This window comes from Roseateles noduli, assembly GCF_050626985.1.
Taxonomy (GTDB): Bacteria; Pseudomonadota; Gammaproteobacteria; order Burkholderiales; family Burkholderiaceae_C; genus Roseateles; species Roseateles noduli_A.
Map to the genome: position 1 here is coordinate 2,616,409 of NZ_CP192463.1, position 22,829 is coordinate 2,639,237.

The following is a 22,829-nucleotide window of genomic DNA, read 5'->3' on the forward strand; positions in this document are numbered from 1 at the left end:
CGGATTGTTGTGCGGGGTGGCGTGCCAAGTAAAGGGAGGTTGTGCGCCAACGTGCCAAAGAAAAAGCGCCTAAGTGGTTGATTCACTTAGGCGCTTGGCAGGTCATGAGCGGTCATGACACTCATATATGGTGGAGCCGGCGGGAATTGAACCCGCGTCCGCAAGCCTTCATCGGGCAGTTCTACATGCTTAGCTCTCTGATTTGGTTCTCACCTACCCGGTCGCGCAGGAGCACGCTACCGGACGGGCCAGCACCCTAAATCTCGCCGTCACCCAAGGTGCACGAATGACAGCCAGCCAATGTGTATAACCTCTCTGTGTCAGGACTTGCGTCCCGTCACCCGGCCCATTGGCCAACCGGTGAGAGGTCCGCGGGGTTTAAGCCGCGAGAGCGTACGTTTGATCGTTCGCAGTTGGTTTGTTCCAGATGGATTTACGAGGTGCCTGGCCCTCGGCATGCCCTACTCCAAATCCGTACCCACGTCGAAACCAGGTCGGCCCCAGAGAGAGAAGTCTCACATTATGCCTGCCGACCAGACTTCAAGAGCCCGATCTCGACAAGTTCATCAAAGAGTCTTTCAAAGACTCCTCCTGAAGTTCGACAGGCGTGTGCCCGACAAGCCGTCAGCGAGCCATCAGCGCGACGCCCGGAGCCACTCGATCAGCTGCGCCGGCGTGTCCAGCACCACGTCCGCACCCCAGGCCTCGATGGGCTCACCATCACCCAGGTAGCCCCAACGCACCGCGACCGTCGTCATGCCCGCCGCGCGACCCGCCAGGATGTCGCGCGCATCGTCACCGACGTAGATGCATTCCTGCGGCGCAACGCCGGCACGTCTGGCCGCTTCGAGCAGCGGCGCGGGGTGCGGTTTGCTGTGCGGCGTCGTGTCGCCGCCGATGACCGCCGCGGCCTGCGCCTCCCAGCCCAATCCTCGCGTCAACGGCAGCGCGAAACGCTCGGACTTGTTGGTCACAATGCCCCAGCTCAGACCGTCGTCCGACAGCGACTGCAGCATCGCGGCGACGCCATCGAACGGGAAGGTCGCGCGCAGCAGGCGCTGCTCATAACGATCGAAGAATTCGTCGCGCAGCGCGGGGAACGACATCTCCATCGGGGACACGCCGAACGCCACCCCCATCATGCCGCGCGCACCTGAGCCGACCATCGGACGCAGTCGCTCGAACGGCACTTCGGGCAGGCCGCGCGCGACCAGCATCTCGTTCGTCGCGCCCGCCAGATCAGGCGCGCTGTCCACCAGCGTGCCGTCGAGATCGAACAGCACCGTCCGGATGGTCGTGCGCACCGGCATGCCGACCGGCGAGTTCAGCATCGCCGTGCTCATGCGGGACGGCGGCAGGCCAGCAGGTAGTTCACGTCGGTATCCGCATTCAGCGCATACCGCTGCGTGAGCGGATTGAAGGTCAGCCCCTTGGCGCCCTGCACTTCCAGACCGGCATCGCGGCACATCTGCGCCAGCTCCGACGGACGGATGAAGCGCGCGTACTCGTGCGTGCCGGCGGGAAGCATGCGAAGCACGTACTCGGCGCCGACGATCGCGAAGAGGAAGGACTTCGCGTTGCGGTTCAAGGTCGACAGGAAGACCCAGCCACCCGGCTTCACCAGTTGCCCCAGCGCGGTGACGACCGATGCGGGATCCGGCACGTGCTCCAGCATTTCCATGCAGGTCACGACATCGAAGGAGGCCGGGCGCTGTGCCGCCAGGTCCTCGACCGCGATCTCCTGGTAGGCGACGTTCTCCGTGCCGGCCTCCATCGCATGCAACTCGGCCACGCGCAGCGACTTCGTCGCCAGGTCGATGCCCAGGACGTTGGCGCCCTTGCGCGCCATCGCATCGGCCAGGATGCCGCCACCGCAGCCGACGTCGAGCGCCGTCTTGCCTTGCAGGCCGCACAGCCCGTCGATCCAGTTCAATCTCAATGGATTGATCTGGTGCAGCGGCTTGAATTCACTTTCGGTATCCCACCAGCGGTGGGCCAGCTCGCTGAACTTCTCGAGCTCTTTTGCATCGACATTCGCCATGGGCGCAATGGTAGCCGAGCAACGCGGCGCCACCGCCCGACATCGCGCAGATTGCCCACGCCATGCACCCTCCCGGGCACGCCCCCTGCATGACGCCGCAATGAAAAAACCCCGCAAGCCTGACGGCTGGCGGGGTTTGTCGAGAGGCGACCGAAGTCGCCCTCGGACCGTTTACTTGACGGCGCGGGTACCGACCACTTCGATTTCGACGCGGCGGTTCTTGGCGCGGCCTTCCGCGGTCTTGTTGTCGGCGATGGGCTGCTTCTTGCCCTTGCCTTCGGTGTAGACGCGGTTCTTTTCCAGACCCTTCGACACCAGGTAGGACTTGACCGATTCAGCACGCTGAACCGACAGCTTCTGGTTGTAGGCGTCAGAGCCGATGCCGTCGGTGTGGCCGACAGCAATGATCACTTCCAGGTTGATGCCACCGGTCTTGGAGACCAGGTCATCCAGCTTGGCCTTGGCTTCCGGCTTCAGCGTCGACTTGTCGAAGTCGAAGAAGGCGTCAGCGGCGTACGTGACCTTCTCGCTCGTCGGAGCGACGGGCACCGGTGCAACCACCGGAGCCGACGGCTTCGCCGCCGGAGCCGGGGCGGGCGCCGCGGCCGGGGTGGCCTGAGCAACCGGCTTCAGCGCGCCGTCGCAGTCCTTCGCAGCCGTGGCCGGCGTCCAGAAAGCATCGCGCCAGCACAGCTCGTTCGTACCGTTCTTCCAAACGGTGCCATCCGTAGCGCGCCAGTTATCCACGGTTTGGGCCATAGCGCCCGAGGTGGCGACGGCGGCGACAGCGAAGAGCGCTGCCACGCGGTTCAATTTCTTCATGATTCTCCTCTCAAGGAAAGCCGCAGTTGCCCTGCGAAACGTCCAATGTCGGAACTAAAACCTCAGGAGTCTCCCCGACCAAGGGTTTCTCCTAGGGACGAACCGATTGTGCCATAGGGCAACAGGACGTCTGCATTCTCACGGCAGTGGCGACTTCCGTTCATGAACCTGTTGCAGAAGCACGACAAGCGGGCGCAATTAGAATCATCGTCTTCCGATCTCTCCAGAGGCCGTGCACTTCCGTGCGCGGCACACGCGCATGACCCAGTTCGCCAAGGAAACCCTGCCGATCAGCCTCGAGGAGGAGATGCGCCGCTCCTACCTCGACTACGCGATGAGCGTGATCGTCGGCCGCGCGCTGCCCGACGCCCGCGACGGCCTCAAGCCGGTGCACCGGCGCGTGCTCTTCGCGATGCACGAGCTGAACAACGACTGGAACCGGCCCTACAAGAAGTCGGCCCGTATCGTCGGCGACGTCATCGGTAAGTACCACCCGCACGGCGACAGCGCCGTGTACGACACCATCGTGCGGATGGCGCAGGACTTCTCGCTGCGCCACATGCTGGTGGACGGCCAGGGCAATTTCGGCTCGATCGACGGCGACAACGCCGCCGCCATGCGATACACCGAAATCCGGCTGTCGAAAATCGCCCATGAAATGCTGGCCGATATCGACAAGGAAACCGTCGATTACGGTCCGAACTACGATGGCAGCGAGAAAGAACCGCTGGTATTGCCGGCCCGCCTGCCGAATCTGCTGATCAACGGTTCGTCCGGTATTGCGGTCGGCATGGCGACGAATATCCCGCCGCACAACCTCAACGAGGTCGTGGATGCCTGCCTGCATTCGCTGAAGAATCCGGACTGCTCGATCGACGAGCTGATGGAGATCATCCCGGCGCCGGACTTCCCGACCTCCGGGATCATCTACGGCCTGAGCGGCGTGCGCGAGGGCTACCGCACCGGCCGCGGCAAGGTGGTGATGCGCGCGAAGGTGCACTTCGAGGACATCGACCGCGGCCAGCGCCAGGCGATCATCGTCGACGAGATCCCCTACCAGGTGAACAAGAAGACCCTGCTCGAGCGCATTGCCGAGCTGGTCCAGGAAAAGAAGATCGAGGGCATCAGCCACATCCAGGACGAGTCCGACAAGGACGGGATGCGCGTGGTGATCGAGCTCAAGCGCGGCGAGGTCCCGGAAGTCGTCCTGAACAACCTGTACAAGCAGACGCAGCTGCAGGACAGCTTCGGCATGAACATGGTGGCGCTGATCGACGGTCAGCCCAAGCTGTGCAACCTGAAGGACCTGATCACGGTCTTCCTGGAGCACCGCCGCGAGGTCGTCACCCGCCGCACCGTCTTCGAGCTGCGCAAGGCCCGCGAGCGCGGCCACGTGCTGGAAGGCCTGGCCGTCGCGCTGGCCAACATCGACGACTTCATCGAGATCATCAAGCGCAGCCCCAGCCCGCCGGTCGCCAAGGTCGAGCTGATGGCGCGCGCCTGGGACTCGTCGCTGGTGCGCGAGATGCTGTCGCGCGCCGAGGGCGAGACCGCCGGCGGCCGCAACGCCTACCGTCCGGAAGGCCTGCCCGCGCAGTACGGCATGCAGGAGGACGGCCTGTACAAGCTGTCCGACGACCAGGCCGGCGAGATCCTGCAGATGCGCCTGCAACGCCTGACCGGACTGGAGCAGGACAAGATCGTCGGCGAGTACCGCGACGTGATGGCCCAGATCGCCGACCTGCTCGACATCCTGGCCACGCCCGCCCGCGTGACGACGATCATCGGCGACGAGCTGGCCTCGGTCCGCCAGGAATTCGGCCAGACCAAGCTGGGCGCGCGCCGCAGCGTGATCGAGCACAACGCCCAGGAACTCGGCACCGAGGACCTGATCACGCCGACCGACATGGTGGTGACGCTCTCCCACACCGGCTACATCAAGAGCCAGGCGCTGAGCGAGTACCGCGCGCAGCGCCGCGGCGGCCGCGGCAAGCAGGCCACCGCCACGAAGGACGACGACTGGATCGACCAGCTCTTCATCGCCAACACGCACGACTGGATGCTGTGCTTCAGCAACCGCGGCCGCGTGTACTGGCTCAAGGTCTGGGAAGTGCCGCAAGGCTCGCGCAACGCGCGCGGCAAGCCGATCGTCAACATGTTCCCGCTGCAGCCGGAAGAGAAGATCAACGTCATCCTGCCGCTGACCGGCGAGTTCCGCACCTTCCCCGAAGACCACTTCATCTTCTTCGCCACCGCGCTGGGCACGGTCAAGAAGACCTCGCTGAAGGACTTCAGCAACCCGCGCAAGGCCGGCATCATCTCCGTCGACCTGGACGAGGGTGACTACCTGATCGGCGCCGCGCTGACGGACGGCCAGCATGACGTGATGCTGTTCTCCGACGGCGGCAAGGCGGTGCGCTTCGACGAGGACGACGTCCGCCCGATGGGCCGTCAGGCCCGCGGCGTGCGCGGCATGATGCTCGAGCCCGACCAGCGCCTGATCGCCATGCTGGTGGCCGAGGACGAGACGCAGAGCGTGCTGACCGCGACCGAGAACGGGTACGGCAAGCGCACCAACATCGCGGAATACACGCGTCATGGCCGCGGCACGAAGGGCATGATCGCGATCCAGCAGAGCGAGCGCAACGGCAAGGTCGTGGCCGCCACGCTGGTCCGCCCCGAGGACGAGATCATGCTGATCACGGACACCGGCGTGCTGGTGCGCACGCGGGTTGCCGAGATCCGCGAACTGGGCCGCGCCACGCAGGGCGTGACCCTGATCTCGCTGGACGAGGGCGCGAAGCTCTCGGGCCTGCAGCGCATCGTGGAAAACGATGCGGTTGAATCGACAGAATCGACCGATGCGGACGCCACCGGCGCCGACGGTTCCGATGCCGGCGACGCCACGGGCGACGCAGGCGACTCCACCCCCGACGTGAAGGAATGACCTTGTTGCTGAAGTCCATCCAAGCCGGCGCCATCGCCGCCTCGCTGCTGGCGAGCCCCGTCGTCTTCGCGCAGAAGGCTGACAGCCCGCAGTCCAAGAAGGATGTCATCGCGAAGGTCCTGGAAATCCAGCGGCCCGCGATCGAGGCGCTGACCATGGGCGTGCTGAGCCGTCCGGTCAATGAACTTGCCGCCAAGGCCGCGCCCGCGCTGCGCAACGTGCCGGAAGCCAAGCGCGAAGCCACCGCCAAGCAGATCGACGCCGACCTGCGCAAGTTCCTCGAAGACAACGCCAAGCCGCTGGTCGACAAGGGCATCAAGCTGGCCCCGTCGACGATGGGCGTCGCGCTGGACGAGAAGTTCACCGAGGACGAACTCAAGCAGCTGCTGGCCTGGCTGCAATCGCCGGTGAGCAAGAAGTTTGCCGAGTCCTCGCAGGAACTGCAGAGCCTCTACACGAAGAAGCTGATCGACGACAACGGCAAGCAGCTCGACGAGAAGTTCACCGCGCTGCAGCAGAACATCGCCAAGCAGCTGGGCCTGGAAGCCGGTCCGCCGCCCTCGGGCGCGGCCTCGGCACCGAAGCTGAACACCAACAAGCCCGCGACGACACCGAAGAAGTAAGTCCGGCATCGCCTTCCGGCGAGGGGCCCGCCCCTCGTCGGACCGCTCGATCGCTTCCCGATCGCGCCGTCATCGCCACTGCCATCCGCGTCCTCCCTCCGCGCCTCCATGCAAGCTGTCCGCCCGTTCAACTTCTCCGCCGGTCCCGCCGCCCTCCCTCAAGAGGTCCTGAGCCTGGTCGCCGAGGAGATGCTCGACTGGCACGGCTCCGGCATGAGCGTCATGGAGATGAGCCATCGCGGCCGCGAATTCCTCTCGATCTATGAAGCCGCCGAGGCCGATCTGCGCGAGCTGCTGCAGGTCCCGGCGAACTTCCGCATCCTGTTCATGCAGGGCGGCGGCCTGGGCGAGAACGCCATCCTGCCGATGAACCTGTCGCGCGGCGGCGCCGTCGACGTCGTCGTCACCGGCTCGTGGTCGAAGAAGAGCGCCGGCGAGGCCAGGCGCTATGCCGACGTGAAGATCGCCGCGGACGCCGCCGAGCTGGACGCCGCCGGCGGTCGTTACCTCGACATCCCCGATCCGTCGACCTGGCAACTGCGCAAGGACGCCGCCTACGTCCACGTCTGCACCAACGAGACGATCGACGGCATCGAGTTCCAGGCCTTGCCCGACCTCCGCGCGCTGGGCTGCGACGCGCCGCTGGCGATCGACTTCTCGTCGCACGTGGCCTCGCGCCCGGTCGACTGGTCCAAGGTCGGCATCGCCTTCGCCGGCGCGCAGAAGAACATCGGCCCGGCCGGCCTGACGCTGGTCATCGTCCGCGAGGACCTGCTGGGCCATGCGCTGCCGATCTGCCCGTCCGCGTTCGACTACAAGATCGTGGCCGAGGCCGAGTCGATGTACAACACGCCGCCGACCTTCGGCATCTACGTCGCCGGCCTCGTCTTCCAATGGCTCAAGCGCTTCGAGTACGGCGGCAAGACCGGCCTGGCGGCGATCGAGCAGCGCAACATCGACAAGGCCGCCCTGCTCTATCAGGCGCTGGACGGCTCCTCGCTGTATGAAAACCGCGTGGCGGCGCATTGCCGCTCGCGGATGAACGTTCCGTTTTTCCTCCGCGACGAGCGTCTGAACGACGCCTTCCTGGCCGGCGCCAGGGAACGCGGACTGCTGCAACTCAAAGGCCACAAGTCGGTGGGCGGCATGCGGGCATCGATCTACAACGCGATGCCGCTGGAGGGCGTTCAAGCCCTGGTAAGCCACCTCAAGGATTTCGAGACCCGACATGGCTGACACGCCGACCCCTTCCACGCCGCCTGAGCCGCTCGAGCCGGCCGGCACCCCCGTGCCTCCGGCGCCGGTGGCCGATCCGGAACTGCTCGCGCTGCGCGACCAGATCGACGCGCTCGACTCGCAGCTGCTGACGCTGCTGAACCAGCGCGCCCATGTCGCCGAACAGGTCGGCGAGATCAAGCGCCGCGACGGCACGCCCTTCTTCCGCCCCGACCGAGTCGCGCAGGTCATCGCCAAGATCAGGGGCGCCAATCCCGGCCCGCTCAAGGGCGAGCACGTCGCCGCGATCTGGCGCGAGATCATGTCCGCCTGCCTGGCGCTGGAATCGCCGCAGCGCGTCGCCGTGCTGGGGCCGTTCGGCACCTTCTGCGAGCAGGCCGCGATCGAGTACTTCGGCGGCGCCGCCGACCTCATCTACTGCAACAGCTTCGACGAGGTCTTCCACGCGACCGCCTCCGGCAGCGCGCAGTACGGCGTCGTCGGCGTCGAGAACATGACCGAGGGCGTGGTGACGCGCTCGCTTGACCTGTTCCTGCACACGCCCACGCACGTGGTCGGCGAGGTCAGCCTGCTGATCCGCCACAACCTGCTGCGCAAGGAGAACACGCTGCAGGGCGTGGAAGCCGTGCTGGCCCACCCGCAGGCGCTGGCGCAGTGCCAGAACTGGCTGTCCAAGCACCTGCCCAACGCCGAGCGCCGCGCCGTCTCCAGCAACGCCGAGGGCGCCCGCCTGGCCGCCGAGAACCCGGCCTACGCCGCGATCGCCAGCGAGCGCGCGGCGACGCTCTTCGGCCTGCACATCACCGCGCACGCGGTACAGGACGAGGCGTACAACCGGACCCGTTTCGCCGTGATCTGCCTGCCGCAGACCATGGCCACCCCCCCGGCTACGGGGCGGGACTGCACCAGCCTCATCGTCTCCGTGGCGAACCGCCCCGGCGCGATGCATGATCTGCTGGTTCCTTTGAAGAAGCATGGCGTGTCGATGACACGCCTGGAATCGCGCCCGGCCCGCACCGGTCAGTGGGAGTACTACTTCTACATCGACCTGGACGGTCATCCGTCGCAGCCGCATGTCGCGGCCGCACTGGCGGAGTTGCGGGAGCTGTGCGCGTTCTACAAGGTCATCGGCGCCTACCCGCTGAAGTCCTGACGCTGACGCCCTGAGCGAAAGAGGTTTCTCGCGATGTACAACCAACTCGGCGTGATCGGTTGCGGCCTGATGGGCGGATCGTTTGCGCTGGCCATGAAGAAAGCCGGCCTCGTGCGCCGGGTGGTCGGCTACAGCAAGAGCCCGTCCACGACCGAGACCGCCCGTCGCATGGGCGTGATCGACATCGCCGCGGAATCGGCGCTGCTGGCCGTGTCCGGCTCGGACATCGTGCTGATCGCCGTGCCGGTGGCGGCCACCGAGTCGACGCTCAAGGCGATCCGCCATCTGGTGCGCGCCGATGTGCTGCTGATGGACGTGGGCTCGACCAAGAGCGACGTGGTCGACGCGGCCAAGCGCGCGCTGGGCAAGCAGTTCTCGAGCTTCGTGCCCGCGCACCCGATCGCCGGCAAGGAGAGCGCCGGCGTGCAGCATGCCGACGCGGCGCTGTACCAGGGTCGCCAGGTCATCCTGACGCCGCTGGAACAGACCAAGCCGGAGATGGTGCAGAAGGCGACGGACCTCTGGTCGGCGCTGGGCTGCCAGGTGCTCAAGATGGCGCCGCACCACCACGACGAGGCTTTCGCCGCGGTCAGCCACCTGCCGCACCTGCTGGCCTACGCGTACTTCAGCTCGGTGCAGAAGCAGCCGTCGGGCCGCGACTTCCTCAGCCTGGCCGGCCCCGGCTTCCGCGACTTCACCCGCATCGCCGCGAGTGATCCCACCATCTGGCGCGACATCCTGATCGCCAACAAGCAGGACCTGCTGACGCAATCGCAGCGTTTCCGCGAAGTGCTGGACCAGATGGAGCAGGCCATCCGCGAGGGCGACGCCCATGCGCTGGAGGCGATGATCCGTCAGGCCTCCGAGGGTCGCGCGCAGTGGCAGCTCGGCGCCCCCGCGCCGTCGTCGTCGAAGTCCAAGTAAACCTCCTTCCCCTCTCCGCCGGCACGTCGCGCGTGCCGCGACAGCGCCATGTACAAGATCCCCTTCCTGGACCTGCCCCCGCTGCGCGGCGCCGCGGGCACCGTGTCGCTGCCCGGCTCCAAGAGCATCTCCAACCGCGTGCTGCTGCTGGCCGGGCTGTCCGACGGCGTCACGCGCGTCCACGACCTGCTGGATTCGGACGACACGAAGGTCATGCTCGCCGCGTTGCGCGAGCTTGGCTGCCGGCTCGAGACGGGCGCCGACGGCGTGCTGTCGGTGACCGGCATCGGCGGGACGCTCCGGACGACAGCGGCCAAGCTGTTCCTCGGCAATGCCGGCACTGCCATGCGGCCGCTGACGGCGGCGCTGGCGCTGCTGGCCGCGACGCAGGGCGGCACGTTCGAGCTCTCCGGCGTGCCCCGCATGCATGAGCGTCCGATCGGCGACCTCGTCGACGCGCTGCGCGCATTGGGCTGCCCGATCGACTGCCTCGGCCAGGAAGGGTATCCGCCGCTGCGCCTGAACGGCCCGGCCACGCTGACGCTCGACGCGCCCGTGCGCGTGCGCGGCGACGTGTCCAGCCAGTTCCTCACCGCCCTGCTGCTGGCGCTGCCACTGGTGAGCGCGAACGACGTCGTCATCGCAGTCACCGGCGAGCTGATCTCCAAGCCCTACGTCCACATCACGCTCGAACTGCTGGCGCGCTTCGGCGTGCACGTCCGCCGTGACGAAGACTGGCAGCGCTTCGTCATTCCCGCCGGCAGCCGCTACCGCTCGCCGGGCGAAGTGCACGTCGAGGGCGACGCGTCCTCGGCGTCCTACTTCGTCGCGCTCGGCGCGATCGCGGCGACCGATGCGCCGCTGCGCATCGAGGGCGTCGGCTCGACCTCGGTGCAGGGCGACGTCCGCTTCGTCGAGGCCGCCCAGGCGATGGGCGCGCGCGTCGAGATCGGTCCGAACTGGCTCGAGGTCCGTCGCGGCGCCTGGCCGCTGAAGGCGCTGGACCTCGACTGCAACCACATCCCCGACGCCGCGATGACGCTGGCCGTGATGGCGCTCTACGCCGACGGCCCGACGACGCTGCGCAACATCGCGTCCTGGCGCGTCAAGGAGACGGACCGCATCGCCGCGATGGTCGCGGAGCTGGGCAAGCTTGGCGCGCAGGTGGAGGAAGGTTCCGACTGGTTGCGGGTCCACCCGCTGAAGGCCTGGAAGCCGGCGGCAATCCACACCTATGACGACCACCGCGTGGCGATGTGTTTCTCGCTGGCCGCGTTCAACGGGCTGCAGGACGATCGGCAAGGCGTGGCCGTGCCGGTTCGCATCCTCGATCCGCAATGCGTCGCCAAGACCTTCCCGGACTACTTCGAGACGCTGTTCGGCGTCGTCCGCGCGAACGTCGAGGACATCCCCGTCATCACCATCGACGGTCCGACGGCCTCCGGCAAGGGCACGCTGACGGACGAGGTCGCCCAGGCCCTGGGCTACGACGTCCTGGATTCGGGCGCGCTGTACCGGGTGACGGGCTTGGCGGCGTCGCGCAAGGGCATCTCGCTGGACGACGGCGAGGCCGTGGCGGCCATCGTCCCGACGCTGGACCTGAAGTTCGAATCCGGCCGCGTGCTGCTCGACGACGAGGACGTCTCCGGCGACCTGCGCCAGGAAGCGACCGGCCTGATGGCGTCGCAGGTCGGCGCCCACCCGGCGGTGCGCCGCGCGCTGCATCAGCTGCAACTCGACTTCCGCCGGCTGCCCGGGCTGGTCGCCGACGGACGCGACATGGGCACCGCGATCTTCCCCGCCGCTCCCCTGAAAGTCTTCCTGACCGCGAGTGCCGCCACACGGGCCGAGCGACGCTACAAGCAATTGATTTCCAAGGGCATTTCGGCTAATATCGAAAGCTTGCGCGCTGATCTTGAAGCGCGGGACGCACGCGACAAGGGTCGCAGCGCCTCCCCGCTGCAGGCCGCCGCGGACGCGATCGAGCTGGACAACTCGCAGCAGACCATCGGGGAATCCCGTGACCTGGTGCTGAGCTGGTGGAACGAACGGCGCCCGTTCAAGGCCTGACCCTCGCCGGAAGGGTCGAGCGCAATCAGGAGCGTCACCCCTCCCTCCGGACGTCAGTCCACTGGGGGTGACGCGTTCGACAACCTAACCCGCAAGTCCGCTTGCAACACACGCCCACGCACCTCTCGGATCAGGCTGCCTGAGTCACTTGTCAGTGCTCAAGCCGCCGGACGCTCTGTGCCTGGCAAGGAAATCTCACATGTCCCAAATGGAATCTTTCGCCGCCCTGTTCGAGGAATCGCTGCAGAAGGCCAACATGCGCACCGGCGAGGTCATCTCGGCCGAAGTGGTCCGCATCGAGCACAACTTCGTGGTGGTGAATGCCGGCCTGAAGTCTGAAGCCTACGTGCCGGTCGAGGAATTCAAGAACGACCAGGGCGAAGTCGAAGTCCAAGTCGGCGATTTCATCTCGGTGGCGATCGACGCCATCGAAAACGGCTACGGCGACACCATCCTGTCGCGCGACAAGGCCAAGCGTCTGGCCTCGTGGCTGTCGCTGGAGAACGCGCTGGAATCCGGCGAGTTCGTGACCGGCACCGTCTCCGGCAAGGTCAAGGGCGGCCTGACCGTCCTGGTCAACGGCATCCGCGCCTTCCTGCCCGGTTCGCTGCTCGACACCCGCCCGGTGAAGGACATGAGCCCGTTCGAGGGCAAGACCATGGAGTTCAAGGTCATCAAGCTGGACCGCAAGCGCAACAACGTTGTGCTGTCGCGTCGCGCGGTGGTCGAGGCTTCGATGGGTGAAGAGCGCGCCAAGCTGCTGGAGACGCTGACCGAAGGCGCCATCGTCAACGGCGTGGTCAAGAACATCACCGAATACGGTGCGTTCGTGGACCTGGGCGGCATCGACGGCCTGCTGCACATCACCGACATGGCCTGGCGCCGTGTCCGTCACCCGAGCGAAGTGGTGACGGTCGGTCAGGAACTGACCGCCAAGGTCCTGAAGTTCGACGCCGAGAAGAACCGCGTCTCGCTGGGCCTGAAGCAGCTGGGCGACGATCCGTGGTTCGGCGTGTCGCGCCGCTACCCGGCCAACACCCGCCTGTTCGGCAAGGTCACGAACATCGCCGACTACGGCGCGTTCGTCGAGATCGAACCCGGCATCGAAGGCCTGGTGCACGTCTCCGAAATGGACTGGACCAACAAGAACGTGGCGCCCTCCAAGGTCGTCTCGCTGGGCGACGAAGTGGAAGTCATGGTCCTGGAGATCGACGAAGACAAGCGTCGCATCTCGCTGGGCATGAAGCAGTGCCGCGCCAACCCGTGGGAAGAGTTCGCCGAGAACGTCAAGCGCGGCGACCGCGTCAAGGGCCCGATCAAGTCGATCACCGACTTCGGCGTGTTCGTGGGCCTGGCCCAGGGCATCGACGGCCTGGTGCACCTGTCCGACCTGTCGTGGAACGAGCCGGGTGAAACCGCCGTCCGCAACTACAAGAAGGGCCAGGAAGTCGACGCCATCGTTCTGGCCGTGGACGTCGAGCGCGAGCGCATCTCGCTGGGCATCAAGCAGCTGGACGGCGACCCGTTCACGACCTTCGTCTCGGTCAACGACCGCGGCATGATCGTGACCGGCAAGGTCAAGACCGTCGACGCCCGTGGCGCCGAGATCGACCTGGGCGAGGAAGTCACCGGCTACCTGCGTGCTTCGGAAATCGGCCGCGACCGCGTGGAAGATGCCCGCAACGTGCTGAAGGAAGGCGACGAAGTCTCCGCCGTGATCGTCAACGTCGACCGCAAGTCGCGCAGCATCCAGCTGTCGATCAAGGCCAAGGACAGCGCCGACGAACAGCAAGCCATGCAGCGTCTGTCGCAGAACAACGAGCGTGAGAACGCCGGCACGACCAGCCTGGGCGCCCTACTGCGCGCCAAGCTGGACAACCAGAACAACGGCTGATCTTCTTGAACGTCGGGCGTGGCGCGCAAGCGTCGCGCCCGGTCTCAAGAGAATCCCTTGTTCTGGCTGGAGGCGGGCTGAGTTAGCCTGTTTCCCAGACGCCAAATCGACGCACAAGCGCTTCGACAGGCTCGCTCCGCAGCGAGCCTGTTTTTCTTCAGATGCCGACGACCATGACCCGATCCGACCTGGTGGCCCACTTGTCCGAGCGCTTCGGCCAGCTCACGCAACGAGACACCGAGTTCGCGGTCAAGACCATCCTGGACGCGATGTCCGACGCGCTGGCCCGCGGCCACCGCATCGAGATCCGCGGCTTCGGGAGCTTTTCGATCAACCGCCGTCCGCCGCGCATGGGCCGCAATCCGCGCAGCGGCGAGCAGGTGCTGATCCCCGAGAAGCTGGTGCCCCACTTCAAGCCGGGCAAGGCCCTGCGCGAAGCCGTCGACGCGCAACTGCCCGTCACGGACGACGACCAGCAGGCCGCCTGAGCGCCTCACCGCTCGAACAGAAGCGCCGCGTTCCGCGGCGCTTTTTTTTCGAACGATGCACCGGCAGGCGCCCACTGATTTGCATCATCCAACCTCCAGTGCCGGACTCGTCGGCCCGGGCTCATGCTGCAACTCCTGAAGACGGTCTTCGACTCGCCCCCGAGCGCCTCCAACACTGCCGATTTCCTGAAGAAATCGCAGCCGCTTCACCGCGACCTCGAGCGACATCGGGAGGTCGGCGAGGCGCTGTACCGCGAACTCAACCACCTGCAGTTCCAAGGAACGAGGGAGCGCCAGGTCATACCCGGGGGCCGTGACGCCACGGCGCCGCCGGTGTGCGAGTCGACGCTGCTGAAGCCGGACTTCGAGATGCCCGGAGGGTGCATCCATCTTCATGCCAATCTGCTGCCGGCGGACCGCCTCATCCTCATGAGACCTCCAGGGTTCGCGGAGGCCGTGGCCTGGGCCGACGCCTGCATCAGCAACCGGGTTTCCTGCCTGGTCGACCTGGACGCGCCAGAGAAGCGGCAGGGGCATTGCATGAATCGCGGGACAACCACGTGGGGCGCGGCTCGTTATCGTGTGGATTTCGAGCGGGCAGCCAACGCGAATCCGACCTCGGGGAGCCACGCGGAGGCGAACTTTGAGGTGTCGTTGCTGCGCGCCGGTCAGGACGCCAACACGGCGCGCACGCAGCGGGTTCGACGACTGCAGGCGGCGCCCATGGATCCCCATGACCCCGTCACCCCCCAGCGGATGCTGGATCTCGTGAAGGCGATTGATGATCAAGCTCAGGGCGACGGCGAGGCCGTCGCTTTCCAGTGCGCGGACGATCACGCCTCCGCCCTGATGGCCGTGGCCTTGTCGGCCTACCGCCGCCTGAAGCGGGGGGATGAACCCAGCATCGACGACCTCAACGACTTTGTTTTCAACAAGTGCGCGGAGGTGCGGGCCTACCGCAACGTCGACATTTTCGAATCGCGTCACCTCACGACGCTGGTTGCGTTCAACCATCTCGCACTGGCGCTGACAAGGCGGGGCCAACCGACAGCCGCCCGGCGCATGTCCGGCGGCGCCTCTGCGCTGCGCGAGGATCCGGCCTCGGCAAGCGCGGTCAGTGGCGAAGCCTCGCAGACACCGGCGCAGACCAAGCTTCAGGCCATTCGCGCGGACATCACCACACTGCCGGTCGATGTCATCGTCAATGCCGCCAAGCCCTCTTTGCTGGGCGGAGGGGGTGTCGATCGCGCCATCCACCAGGCAGCTGGAAAGGAGCTGCTCAAAGCCTGCAAGCCGCTGGGCGGCTGCGACACCGGCGACGCCAAGGTCACCCGCGCCTTCCTCCTTCCGGCGCTGTACGTCGTGCACACCGTGGGACCGAAATGGCAGAACGGCCGCCATGACGAGGCCAGTCTGCTCGCCAGTTGCTACCGCCGCTCCCTGGAAGAGGCGTCCAGGAAAGGCGCTCGCAGCGTGGCCTTCCCGTGCATCAGCACAGGCTCGTACGGATTCCCTGCGCCGGAAGCCGCCCAGATCGCGGTGCGCACGGTGACCGACTTCCTGACCAAATCGACGTCGATCAAGGAGGTGATCTTCTGCTGCTCCTCCGACAGGCATCTCGAACTCTACTTGCAGGAACTGGACAAGCTGCCAGCGTGACCTTGCAGGCCGGCCCGTCGATGACCCGCCAGGCACGCGCGGCACGGAGATTTCAAGCGCCGCCTGATCCAGGCCCGGGGTAGGAACGCTCGTCGATCGATGGCCGAATGTATGCAGGGGTTAACTCGCCCTGCCATCGGTCATGGCGTACTCCGCACGCGCCTAGAATCGCCCCCCATGCGAATCCTGGTCTGGCTCTTCCGAGCATTCCTGTTCTTCTGTCTCTTCGCCTTCGCGCTGAACAACAGCCAGGAGGTCGTCGTGCACTGGTTCTTCGGCCAGTCCTGGCGCGCTCCGCTGGTGATCGTGGTGCTGCTCACCTTCGGGATGGGCTGCGCCTTCGGCGTGCTGGCGATGGTCCCGGCCTGGTGGCGTCACAAGCGCGCCGCCGCGCGATCGCTCCCTCCGGCGGACGACCTGCCGCCTCCCTCGGCGACCGCGACCGCCAACGACCCCAAGATCCCCGATGGAATTTGATCTCAGCTGGCTGCTGATCGGCGTGCCCCTGGTCTTCGGACTGGGCTGGCTCGCGTCCAAGCTGGACGCACGCCAATGGAAGCGCGAACAGCGCGACGCCCCGCGCGCCTACTTCAAAGGCCTGAACCTGCTGCTGAACGAGCAGCAGGACAAGGCCATCGACGCCTTCATCGAAGCGGTGCAGGCCGACCCCGACACCTCCGAGCTGCACTTCGCGCTGGGCAACCTGTTCCGCCGCCGCGGCGAATACGAGCGCGCCGTGCGCGTGCACCAGCATCTGCTGTCGCGCGGCGACCTGCCGAAGTCCGAGCGCGATCGCGCGCAGTATGCGCTGGCGCAGGACTTCTTCAAGGCCGGGCTGTTCGACCGCGCGGAGTCCGCCTACGAGGCGCTCAAGGGCACGGCCTTCGACCACGAGGCCGCGCTGGCGCTGCTGTCGCTGTACGAGCGCTCGCGCGAGTGGGCGAAGGCGGCCGAAGTCTCCGAGCAGCTCGAGGCGGCCGGCACCGGCAGCTTCGCGAGCCGCATCGCCAACTACTGGTGCGAACTGGCGCTGGAAGCCCAGGCCCGTCAGGACGAGCCGCAGGCGCGCCGCTGGCTGGACCAGGCCCGCGAACGTGCACCGCAATCGGCGCGGGCCTACGTGCTGCTCGGCCAGATGCTGGCGCGCCAGGGCGACCAGGCCGGTGCGATGGGCCTCTACGGCGACCTGCTGAGGGCCAACCCCGACGCCTTCAACCTCGTCGCGCGCGACTATGCGCAAGGCGCGCAGGCCACCGGCACGGTGGCGCAGGCGCTGGCGCTGATCGAGGCCCAGTACCGCCGCCATCCGAGCATGGCGCTGCTGCAGGCCATCGCGCTGCTGGAGCCCGCGCCCGACGCGCAGCGCCGCCGCCTGACCGAGCACCTGCGCGTCGAGCCGGCCCTGTCGGCCGCGACGCAGTTGCTGCAGCAGAGCCAGACGCGCCAGCAGCCGCTCAACGACGACGAGGCCCAACTGGTCGGCACCGCGCTGCAACGCGCCGTGCGGCCGCTGCAGCGCTACCGCTGCGCCGCCTGCGGCTTCGAGTCGCAACACTATTTCTGGCAATGCCCGGGCTGCCTCAGCTGGGACAGTTATCCGCCCCGCCACGTCGAAGAGCTCTGACACTGATGACCACCCCGATGAGCTCCGCTCCGGCCCCGGCGGCCCACACGCCGGCCAATGCACCGGCCGGCACCCCGGCAACACCTGTCCCCGCGTCCGGCGACCGCGTCATCCTGTGCATGAAGTGGGGCACGAAGTACGGCCCAGAGTACGTCAACCGCCTGTACGCGATGGTGCGCCGGCACCTGCGCGGCGACTTCCGCTTCGTCTGCCTGACCGATCGCGGCGAGGGCGTGCGTGCCGAGGTCGAATGCCTGCCGATCCCGCCGCTGGACCTGCCGCCCGGCAGCCCGGAGCGCGGCTGGACCAAGCTGACGACCTTCAGCGACGACCTCGTGCAGAAGTACGGCCTGCGCGGCACGGCGCTGTTCCTCGACCTGGACGTGGTGATCGTCGACAACATCACGCCCTTCTTCGAGGAGCCCGGCGAGTTCCTCATCATCCATGACTGGAAGCGCCCCTGGCGCATCACGGGCAACTCCTCGGTCTACCGCTTCACGCTGGGCGCGCACCCGGAGGTGCTGGTCAAGTTCCGGCGCGAGTTCGACGCGATCCGCCAGCAGTTCCGCAACGAGCAGGCCTACCTGTCCGACGAGATGCATCGCAAGGGCCTGCTGAAGTACTGGGACGACCGCTGGTGCGCGAGCTTCAAGTACCACAGCATCCCGCGCTGGCCGATGAACTACTTCCAGGCGCCCTTCATCCCCGACGGCGCGCGGATCCTGATCTTCCACGGCGTCATGAACCCGCCCGACGCACTGGCCGGCCGCAGCAACGGCAACTGGCGCCGTCCGAAACCGGCGCCGTGGATCGCCGATCACTGGCACGAGTGAGCCACGCAGCATGAACGGCCCCCTTCCGTCCACACCCTCACCCGACCGGCAGGCCCAGGACACTGCGAGCCCGGCCGGTGGGGCGACGCCCTGGCTGTCCGTGCTCATTCCCGTGCACAACGTCAAGGACTACCTGCGCGAGTGCCTGGACTCCGTCCTCTCGCAAGCGGATGCCGGCGTCGAGGTGCTGATGGTGGACGACTGCTCCACCGACGGGTCCGACGAGCTCGTGCGCACGCTGGTCGCGGCGCACGCCGACGGCCCGGTGCGCGTGCGGGGCCTTTTCCACGGGCAGAACCAGGGACTCTCCGGCGCACGCAACACCATGCTGCAGGAGGCCCGCGGCGAGTACGTGTGGTTCCTCGACTCCGACGACTACCTGATGCCCGGCGCGATCCCGCGACTGCGGCAGGTGGTCCAGGGGCACGCGCCGGCGCTGGTGCTGTGCGACTTCTTCATGCTGCGCGAGCGGATGAAGCTCAAGCACCGGCTGCGCGGCGAACTGCATCGGCGCACCTTCGCCGGTCCGAAACGCCAGCTGCTGCGCGATCCGTCGCTGCTGATCCACGGCCTGTTCGAGGCGGGCCAGATGCACAGCTGGTCCAAGATCGCGCGGCGCAGCGTCTGGGGCGAACAGGTGCGCTTCCCGGTCGGCCGTTATTTCGAGGACATGGCGACCACGCCCTTGCTGGCGCTGCTCGCCGAGAGCTCGTGGTACGAGCCGGAAGTGTGGGTGGCCTACCGCCAGCGGGCCGGCTCCATCCTGAGCACGCCCAACATGACCAAGGCGGAGCACCTGGCCCATGCGCTCGCGAACCTGCGCGACGCGGCGCTCGGAGCGCCGCTGGACGATGCGGCGCGTTTCGCCTGGGCGCACTTCGCGGCGCGCAACTTCATCGGCGCCTCGCGCATGGCCGACAAGGCGCAACCCGGCGGCTGCGCGGGCATGGTGGCGATGTTCCGCCAGGCCTTCGAGGAAGCGTCGCCGATCCCGCTGCGCGAACTGGACCGCGCCTACAAGCGTCGGGGCTGGTTCATCCGCGCGATGCGCCTGCGCTACTGGCTGCGTCGCGCCGAGGACCAGCGCAGCGCCGCCACGGCCTGAGGCGGGCGATCACGCCGCCGCGCGGCCGGACGAAACCGGCCCGCGCCGCCCTTCGATCTCAGAGCGCCAGCAGCATGTCCTCGTAGCGCCGCATCATGAGGTCGACGCCGTGCTCCTCGATCGCCCGCGCACGCGCCGCGGCGCCGAGCCGTCCGGCCAGCGGCGGATCGCGCAGCAGCCGCTCCAGCGCGCCGGCCAGCGCCGCCGGATCCGCCTCCGGGACGAGCAGGCCGGTGCGCCCGTCCTCGATCACGCCTTCGACGCCGGGCACCAACGACGCCACGCAGGCGCAGCCCGCCGCCATCGCCTCCAGCAGCGCCAGCGGCATCCCTTCCCAATGCGTCGACAGCACAAAGATCTGCTGACTCATCAGCAGGCCCGGGATGTCGCCGTGATGCCCCAGGAAGCGCACCTGGTCGTCCAGGCCCAGTTGCCGGGTCAGGCGCTCGGTGGCGCGCCGGTAGGCCTCCTTGCCGCCGCCGGCCAGGTGCAGCACCGGCCGCAGGCCGCGCTCGCGCAGCAGCGCCAGCGCGCGGATCAGCGTCTGCGGATCCTTCTGCCGCGCAAAGCGCGCCGACATCACGATGCCAGGCTCGCGGCGCTCGACCGGACGCTCGTCGGCGGCGGCGAAGCGATCCAGCCGGATGCCGTTCGGAATCGCCGTGGTCTTCTCTGCCGGCATGCCCAGGTCGACCAGGCGTCTTCGAACGCCCTCCGACACGCCGACCAGCCGCGCGCTGACCTCGCTCAGCCGACGCGCCTGCGCGCGCTTGCAGCGCGTGTAGCGCTCACGCGAGTTGTGCTCGACCTGCACCAGCAGCGGCACGCCGGCCAGGCGCCCGGCGCGACGGCCCAGCAGGTGTTCGGGAAAGCCATGCGCCATCAGCACGTCGGGGCGCAACTGTTCGCAGAGGCGACGCAGCGCCCAGATCGTCGCCAGGTGCGCCCAGCCGGGCACGACGTACACGGGCAGGCCCTGCTCACGCAGCGCCTGGATGCGGGCCAGCTTGGTGGCGTTCTCGGTGCGCATCTTGCGGCGCAGGACCAGGATGGGCGCGATGCGCTCGCTCTTCAGCTGCGCCAGGCACAGATCGACCGCCACCTGCGTGGCGCCGGAGAAGCCGCCGGTCACGAAGTGCAGCACGCGGCGGCGCTCGGGCGCCGCCGGGCCGCTCGGGGAAATCTCAGACATCGCGGCAGTGTATGCGGGGCACGTTCGGTTACCGGCGAGGAACACCGCGGGCACGACGGCTGCTCAAGACGGTCGGCTGGGCGCTGAGAAGCCCCGCTAAAGCTGGGTTGTTCCGGAGCATCGCGGCCGCAGCGGAGATCACAATCCGAACGAATTGAAAGCAGGAGACAGCCCACCGGGCTCGACCATGAAGACTGATTACCTGATCGTCGGCGCCGGCTTTGCCGGCTCGGTCTGCGCGCGCGTGCTGGCGGATGCCGGCAAGACCGTCCACCTGATCGACAAGCGCCCCCACATCGGCGGCAACGCCTACGACGAGCGCGACGCCCACGGCGTGCTGATCCATCCGTACGGGCCGCACATCTTCCACACGAACGCGAAGAAGGTCTTCGAGTTCCTGTCGCGCTTCACCACCTGGCGCTTCTACGAGCATCGCGTGCTGGCCAAGGTCGGCGAGCAGCTGGTGCCCATCCCCATCAACCGCACCACGATCAACACGCTCTACGGCCTGTCGTTGACCGAGGACGAGGTGCAGGGCTACCTCGAGACGGTGCGCGAGCCGCGCGACCCGATCCAGACCAGCGAGGACGTGGTGCTGAACAGCGTCGGCCGCGACCTGTGCGACAAGTTCTTCCGCGGCTACACGCGCAAGCAATGGGGGCTGGACCTGTCGCAGCTGTCGGCCGGCGTCGCGGCGCGCATCCCGACGCGCAGCAACGACGACGACCGCTACTTCAGCGACACCTTCCAGTTCATGCCGGCGGACGGCTACACGGCGATGTTCGAGCGGCTGCTCGACCATCCGGGCATCACGGTCCGCACCGGCGTCGATTTCCAGGAGGTCCGCGGCGACTTCCCCGGCGCGCACATCATCTACACCGGCCCGATCGACGCCTACTTCGGCCACTGCCACGGCGCCCTGCCCTACCGCAGCCTGCGCTTCGACCACGAGCACCTGCCGGCGACCGCGCAGGTCCAGCAGGTGGGCACGGTCAACTACCCGAACGACCACGCGTACACCCGCATCACCGAGTTCAAGCACCTGACCGGCGAGACGCATGCGGGCACCTCCATCGTGCGCGAGTACCCGCAGGCCGAGGGCGATCCGTACTACCCGGTGCCGCGCCCCGAGAACGAGGCGCTCTTCAAGAAGTACGCCGAGATGGGCGAGCAGGCCCAGGGCGTCACCTTCGTCGGCCGGCTGGCGCAATACCGCTACTACAACATGGACCAGATCGTGGCCGCCGCCCTGAAGACGGCCCAGGACCTGCTGGAGACGCCGCCAACATAATGGCGGGATGAGCGTTTATTCCGAAGACCGGACGCCGCCCGCGATCCGGCGCCCCGTCGTGCTGGTGTCCTGGGACGGCACGAGCGAACCGCTGAGCCTGGTCCACCTGGACGCCTCGCCCGAGTTCGACTGGATCCTGTTCGACTACACCGGCCGGCAAGCCGCCGGTGCGCGCCTGCTGCGCGGCCAGCCGACGACCGTGCTCGCGGCGAAGACCGAGTGCAAGGGCGAGATCTTCAAGCACCTGTCCGATCACCTTGCCGCCACGGCGGAGGATGCCGGCGCCGGCCCCTGGCCGGAGTACGTCGGCATGATCGACGACGACATCCTGCTGTCGGTCAGCCAGCTCAACACCGCCCTGCACCTGGGGCGCGCCGAGCGCCTGGACGTGTTCTCGCCCTCGCTGAGCCACGACAGCCCGTACTCGCACCAGTGGATGCGGCACCAGCCCAACCGCATCTACCGCGAGGTGGACTGGGTCGAGGTGATGATGCCCTTCTACCGCGGCGACCTGTTCATGGCGGCGCGCGCGTACTACCAGGACAACGTCTCGTCCTGGGGGCTGGACCGCTTCCTGATCCCGACGCTGCAACAGCTGCGCGGCCAGACCCGCACGGTGCTGCTGGACGCGGTGATGGCCAGCCACCGCCGCCCGGTGACCAGCGGCGGCAAGGTCTACCGCAACGGCCGCACCGCGTGGCAGGAACGCCAGATCCTGCGCCAGGCCAGCATGGACCTGATTGCCCGGGAAGCGCCCGGACTGGTGAACGGCCCGTGGTACCACCGCACGTTCGTCGCGCGGGAAACGCCCAACAAGTGGATCCGCTGGAAGCGGCGCGCCGCGCGCGTCGTGACGGCCTGGCTCGACGAATCGAGCTGAGCCGCGACTCCGGCACAATCGCCGCTTCCTCCCATCGATCCCCTGGC

General features: G+C 67.4%; 19 protein-coding genes and 1 other RNA gene. 15 read left to right on the forward strand and 5 right to left on the reverse strand.

The features are described 5' to 3' along the window. Window positions 1-128 precede the first annotated feature (128 nt). The 4 genes from ssrA to ompA form a co-directional block, all read right to left on the reverse strand. Window positions 129-502: a transfer-messenger RNA gene (ssrA, locus tag ACQ4L4_RS11535) on the reverse strand. A gap of 133 nt (window positions 503-635) precedes the next feature. Continuing rightward, the gene (gph, locus tag ACQ4L4_RS11540; protein WP_431104375.1) at window positions 636-1,343 is read right to left on the reverse strand and encodes a phosphoglycolate phosphatase; all 708 of its coding nucleotides are present in this window, start codon (window positions 1,341-1,343) and stop codon (window positions 636-638) included. Continuing rightward, the gene (gene ubiG, locus ACQ4L4_RS11545; protein ID WP_377153607.1) at window positions 1,340-2,041 is read right to left on the reverse strand and encodes a bifunctional 2-polyprenyl-6-hydroxyphenol methylase/3-demethylubiquinol 3-O-methyltransferase UbiG; all 702 of its coding nucleotides are present in this window, start codon (window positions 2,039-2,041) and stop codon (window positions 1,340-1,342) included. Before ubiG ends, gph begins: the two co-directional genes overlap by 4 nt. Before the next feature lie 171 nt (window positions 2,042-2,212). Continuing rightward, window positions 2,213-2,863, reverse strand: coding sequence for an outer membrane protein OmpA (ompA, locus tag ACQ4L4_RS11550; RefSeq protein WP_431104376.1), 651 nt, complete (start codon window positions 2,861-2,863; stop codon window positions 2,213-2,215). A gap of 259 nt (window positions 2,864-3,122) precedes the next feature. On the opposite strand from ompA, the gene gyrA reads away from it, so the two are divergent. The 13 genes from gyrA (at window position 3,123) to ACQ4L4_RS11615 (ending at window position 19,419) form a co-directional block, all read left to right on the forward strand. Beyond that, window positions 3,123-5,810, forward strand: a complete 2,688-nt coding sequence (gene gyrA / locus ACQ4L4_RS11555) for a DNA gyrase subunit A (protein WP_431104377.1) — start codon at window positions 3,123-3,125, stop codon at window positions 5,808-5,810. 5 nt (window positions 5,811-5,815) lie between these two features. Beyond that, on the forward strand, window positions 5,816-6,433 hold the full coding sequence (locus ACQ4L4_RS11560; RefSeq protein ID WP_377153602.1) for a DUF2059 domain-containing protein: 618 nt from the start codon (window positions 5,816-5,818) through the stop codon (window positions 6,431-6,433). A 108-nt stretch (window positions 6,434-6,541) separates the two neighbouring features. Then, entirely contained in the window at window positions 6,542-7,669 is a 1,128-nt protein-coding gene (serC, locus tag ACQ4L4_RS11565; protein WP_431104378.1) for a 3-phosphoserine/phosphohydroxythreonine transaminase, read from the forward strand. Beyond that, entirely contained in the window at window positions 7,662-8,822 is a 1,161-nt protein-coding gene (pheA, locus tag ACQ4L4_RS11570) for a prephenate dehydratase (RefSeq protein WP_431104379.1), read from the forward strand. Before serC ends, pheA begins: the two co-directional genes overlap by 8 nt. Before the next feature lie 33 nt (window positions 8,823-8,855). Further along, entirely contained in the window at window positions 8,856-9,746 is an 891-nt protein-coding gene (locus ACQ4L4_RS11575; RefSeq protein WP_431104380.1) for a prephenate dehydrogenase, read from the forward strand. 48 nt (window positions 9,747-9,794) lie between these two features. Further along, window positions 9,795-11,816 (forward strand): bifunctional 3-phosphoshikimate 1-carboxyvinyltransferase/cytidylate kinase, encoded by a 2,022-nt coding sequence (locus tag ACQ4L4_RS11580; RefSeq protein WP_431104381.1) that lies wholly within the window; start codon window positions 9,795-9,797, stop codon window positions 11,814-11,816. A 208-nt stretch (window positions 11,817-12,024) separates the two neighbouring features. Continuing rightward, window positions 12,025-13,710: a 30S ribosomal protein S1 gene (rpsA, locus tag ACQ4L4_RS11585; protein ID WP_377161851.1), complete on the forward strand. Its 1,686-nt coding sequence runs from the start codon at window positions 12,025-12,027 to the stop codon at window positions 13,708-13,710. Window positions 13,711-13,883: 173 nt separating this feature from the next. Next, on the forward strand, window positions 13,884-14,198 hold the full coding sequence (locus ACQ4L4_RS11590) for an integration host factor subunit beta (RefSeq protein ID WP_067282544.1): 315 nt from the start codon (window positions 13,884-13,886) through the stop codon (window positions 14,196-14,198). A gap of 1,083 nt (window positions 14,199-15,281) precedes the next feature. After that, the gene (locus ACQ4L4_RS11595) at window positions 15,282-15,857 is read left to right on the forward strand and encodes an O-acetyl-ADP-ribose deacetylase (RefSeq protein WP_431104922.1); all 576 of its coding nucleotides are present in this window, start codon (window positions 15,282-15,284) and stop codon (window positions 15,855-15,857) included. Between the two features lie 177 nt (window positions 15,858-16,034). Further along, the gene (locus ACQ4L4_RS11600; RefSeq protein WP_377153591.1) at window positions 16,035-16,334 is read left to right on the forward strand and encodes a LapA family protein; all 300 of its coding nucleotides are present in this window, start codon (window positions 16,035-16,037) and stop codon (window positions 16,332-16,334) included. Continuing rightward, the gene (lapB, locus tag ACQ4L4_RS11605; RefSeq protein WP_431104382.1) at window positions 16,324-17,481 is read left to right on the forward strand and encodes a lipopolysaccharide assembly protein LapB; all 1,158 of its coding nucleotides are present in this window, start codon (window positions 16,324-16,326) and stop codon (window positions 17,479-17,481) included. Before ACQ4L4_RS11600 ends, lapB begins: the two co-directional genes overlap by 11 nt. A gap of 119 nt (window positions 17,482-17,600) precedes the next feature. Next, a complete protein-coding gene (locus ACQ4L4_RS11610) occupies window positions 17,601-18,314 on the forward strand; it encodes a glycosyltransferase (RefSeq protein WP_431104924.1) in 714 nt (237 codons plus the stop codon). Window positions 18,315-18,324: 10 nt separating this feature from the next. After that, window positions 18,325-19,419 (forward strand): glycosyltransferase family 2 protein, encoded by a 1,095-nt coding sequence (locus ACQ4L4_RS11615; protein WP_431104383.1) that lies wholly within the window; start codon window positions 18,325-18,327, stop codon window positions 19,417-19,419. Window positions 19,420-19,477: 58 nt separating this feature from the next. Here the strand turns inward: ACQ4L4_RS11615 and ACQ4L4_RS11620 are convergent, their stop codons facing one another. Continuing rightward, entirely contained in the window at window positions 19,478-20,611 is a 1,134-nt protein-coding gene (locus tag ACQ4L4_RS11620; RefSeq protein ID WP_431104384.1) for a glycosyltransferase, read from the reverse strand. Window positions 20,612-20,798: 187 nt separating this feature from the next. Here ACQ4L4_RS11620 and glf point away from each other — a divergent pair, with 187 nt between their 5' ends. Continuing rightward, window positions 20,799-21,902, forward strand: a complete 1,104-nt coding sequence (gene glf, locus ACQ4L4_RS11625; RefSeq protein ID WP_431104385.1) for a UDP-galactopyranose mutase — start codon at window positions 20,799-20,801, stop codon at window positions 21,900-21,902. A 7-nt stretch (window positions 21,903-21,909) separates the two neighbouring features. Then, a complete protein-coding gene (locus ACQ4L4_RS11630; RefSeq protein WP_431104386.1) occupies window positions 21,910-22,782 on the forward strand; it encodes a hypothetical protein in 873 nt (290 codons plus the stop codon). Window positions 22,783-22,829 lie beyond the last annotated feature (47 nt).

Bases quoted from the DNA above. Each gene is read 5' to 3' on its own strand.
- ACQ4L4_RS11575 (WP_431104380.1), top strand. From the start codon at position 8,856: ATGTACAACCAACTCGGCGTGATCGGTTGCGGCCTGATGGGCGGATCG.
- ACQ4L4_RS11620 (WP_431104384.1), bottom strand. From the start codon at position 20,611: ATGTCTGAGATTTCCCCGAGCGGCCCGGCGGCGCCCGAGCGCCGCCGC.
- serC (WP_431104378.1), top strand. From the start codon at position 6,542: ATGCAAGCTGTCCGCCCGTTCAACTTCTCCGCCGGTCCCGCCGCCCTC.
- lapB (WP_431104382.1), top strand. From the start codon at position 16,324: ATGGAATTTGATCTCAGCTGGCTGCTGATCGGCGTGCCCCTGGTCTTC.
- rpsA (WP_377161851.1), top strand. From the start codon at position 12,025: ATGGAATCTTTCGCCGCCCTGTTCGAGGAATCGCTGCAGAAGGCCAAC.
- ACQ4L4_RS11615 (WP_431104383.1), top strand. From the start codon at position 18,325: ATGAACGGCCCCCTTCCGTCCACACCCTCACCCGACCGGCAGGCCCAG.
- ACQ4L4_RS11580 (WP_431104381.1), top strand. From the start codon at position 9,795: ATGTACAAGATCCCCTTCCTGGACCTGCCCCCGCTGCGCGGCGCCGCG.
- ubiG (WP_377153607.1), bottom strand. From the start codon at position 2,041: ATGGCGAATGTCGATGCAAAAGAGCTCGAGAAGTTCAGCGAGCTGGCC.
- ACQ4L4_RS11630 (WP_431104386.1), top strand. From the start codon at position 21,910: ATGAGCGTTTATTCCGAAGACCGGACGCCGCCCGCGATCCGGCGCCCC.
- glf (WP_431104385.1), top strand. From the start codon at position 20,799: ATGAAGACTGATTACCTGATCGTCGGCGCCGGCTTTGCCGGCTCGGTC.
- gyrA (WP_431104377.1), top strand. From the start codon at position 3,123: ATGACCCAGTTCGCCAAGGAAACCCTGCCGATCAGCCTCGAGGAGGAG.
- ACQ4L4_RS11590 (WP_067282544.1), top strand. From the start codon at position 13,884: ATGACCCGATCCGACCTGGTGGCCCACTTGTCCGAGCGCTTCGGCCAG.
- pheA (WP_431104379.1), top strand. From the start codon at position 7,662: ATGGCTGACACGCCGACCCCTTCCACGCCGCCTGAGCCGCTCGAGCCG.
- gph (WP_431104375.1), bottom strand. From the start codon at position 1,343: ATGAGCACGGCGATGCTGAACTCGCCGGTCGGCATGCCGGTGCGCACG.
- ACQ4L4_RS11600 (WP_377153591.1), top strand. From the start codon at position 16,035: ATGCGAATCCTGGTCTGGCTCTTCCGAGCATTCCTGTTCTTCTGTCTC.
- ACQ4L4_RS11610 (WP_431104924.1), top strand. From the start codon at position 17,601: ATGAAGTGGGGCACGAAGTACGGCCCAGAGTACGTCAACCGCCTGTAC.
- ompA (WP_431104376.1), bottom strand. From the start codon at position 2,863: ATGAAGAAATTGAACCGCGTGGCAGCGCTCTTCGCTGTCGCCGCCGTC.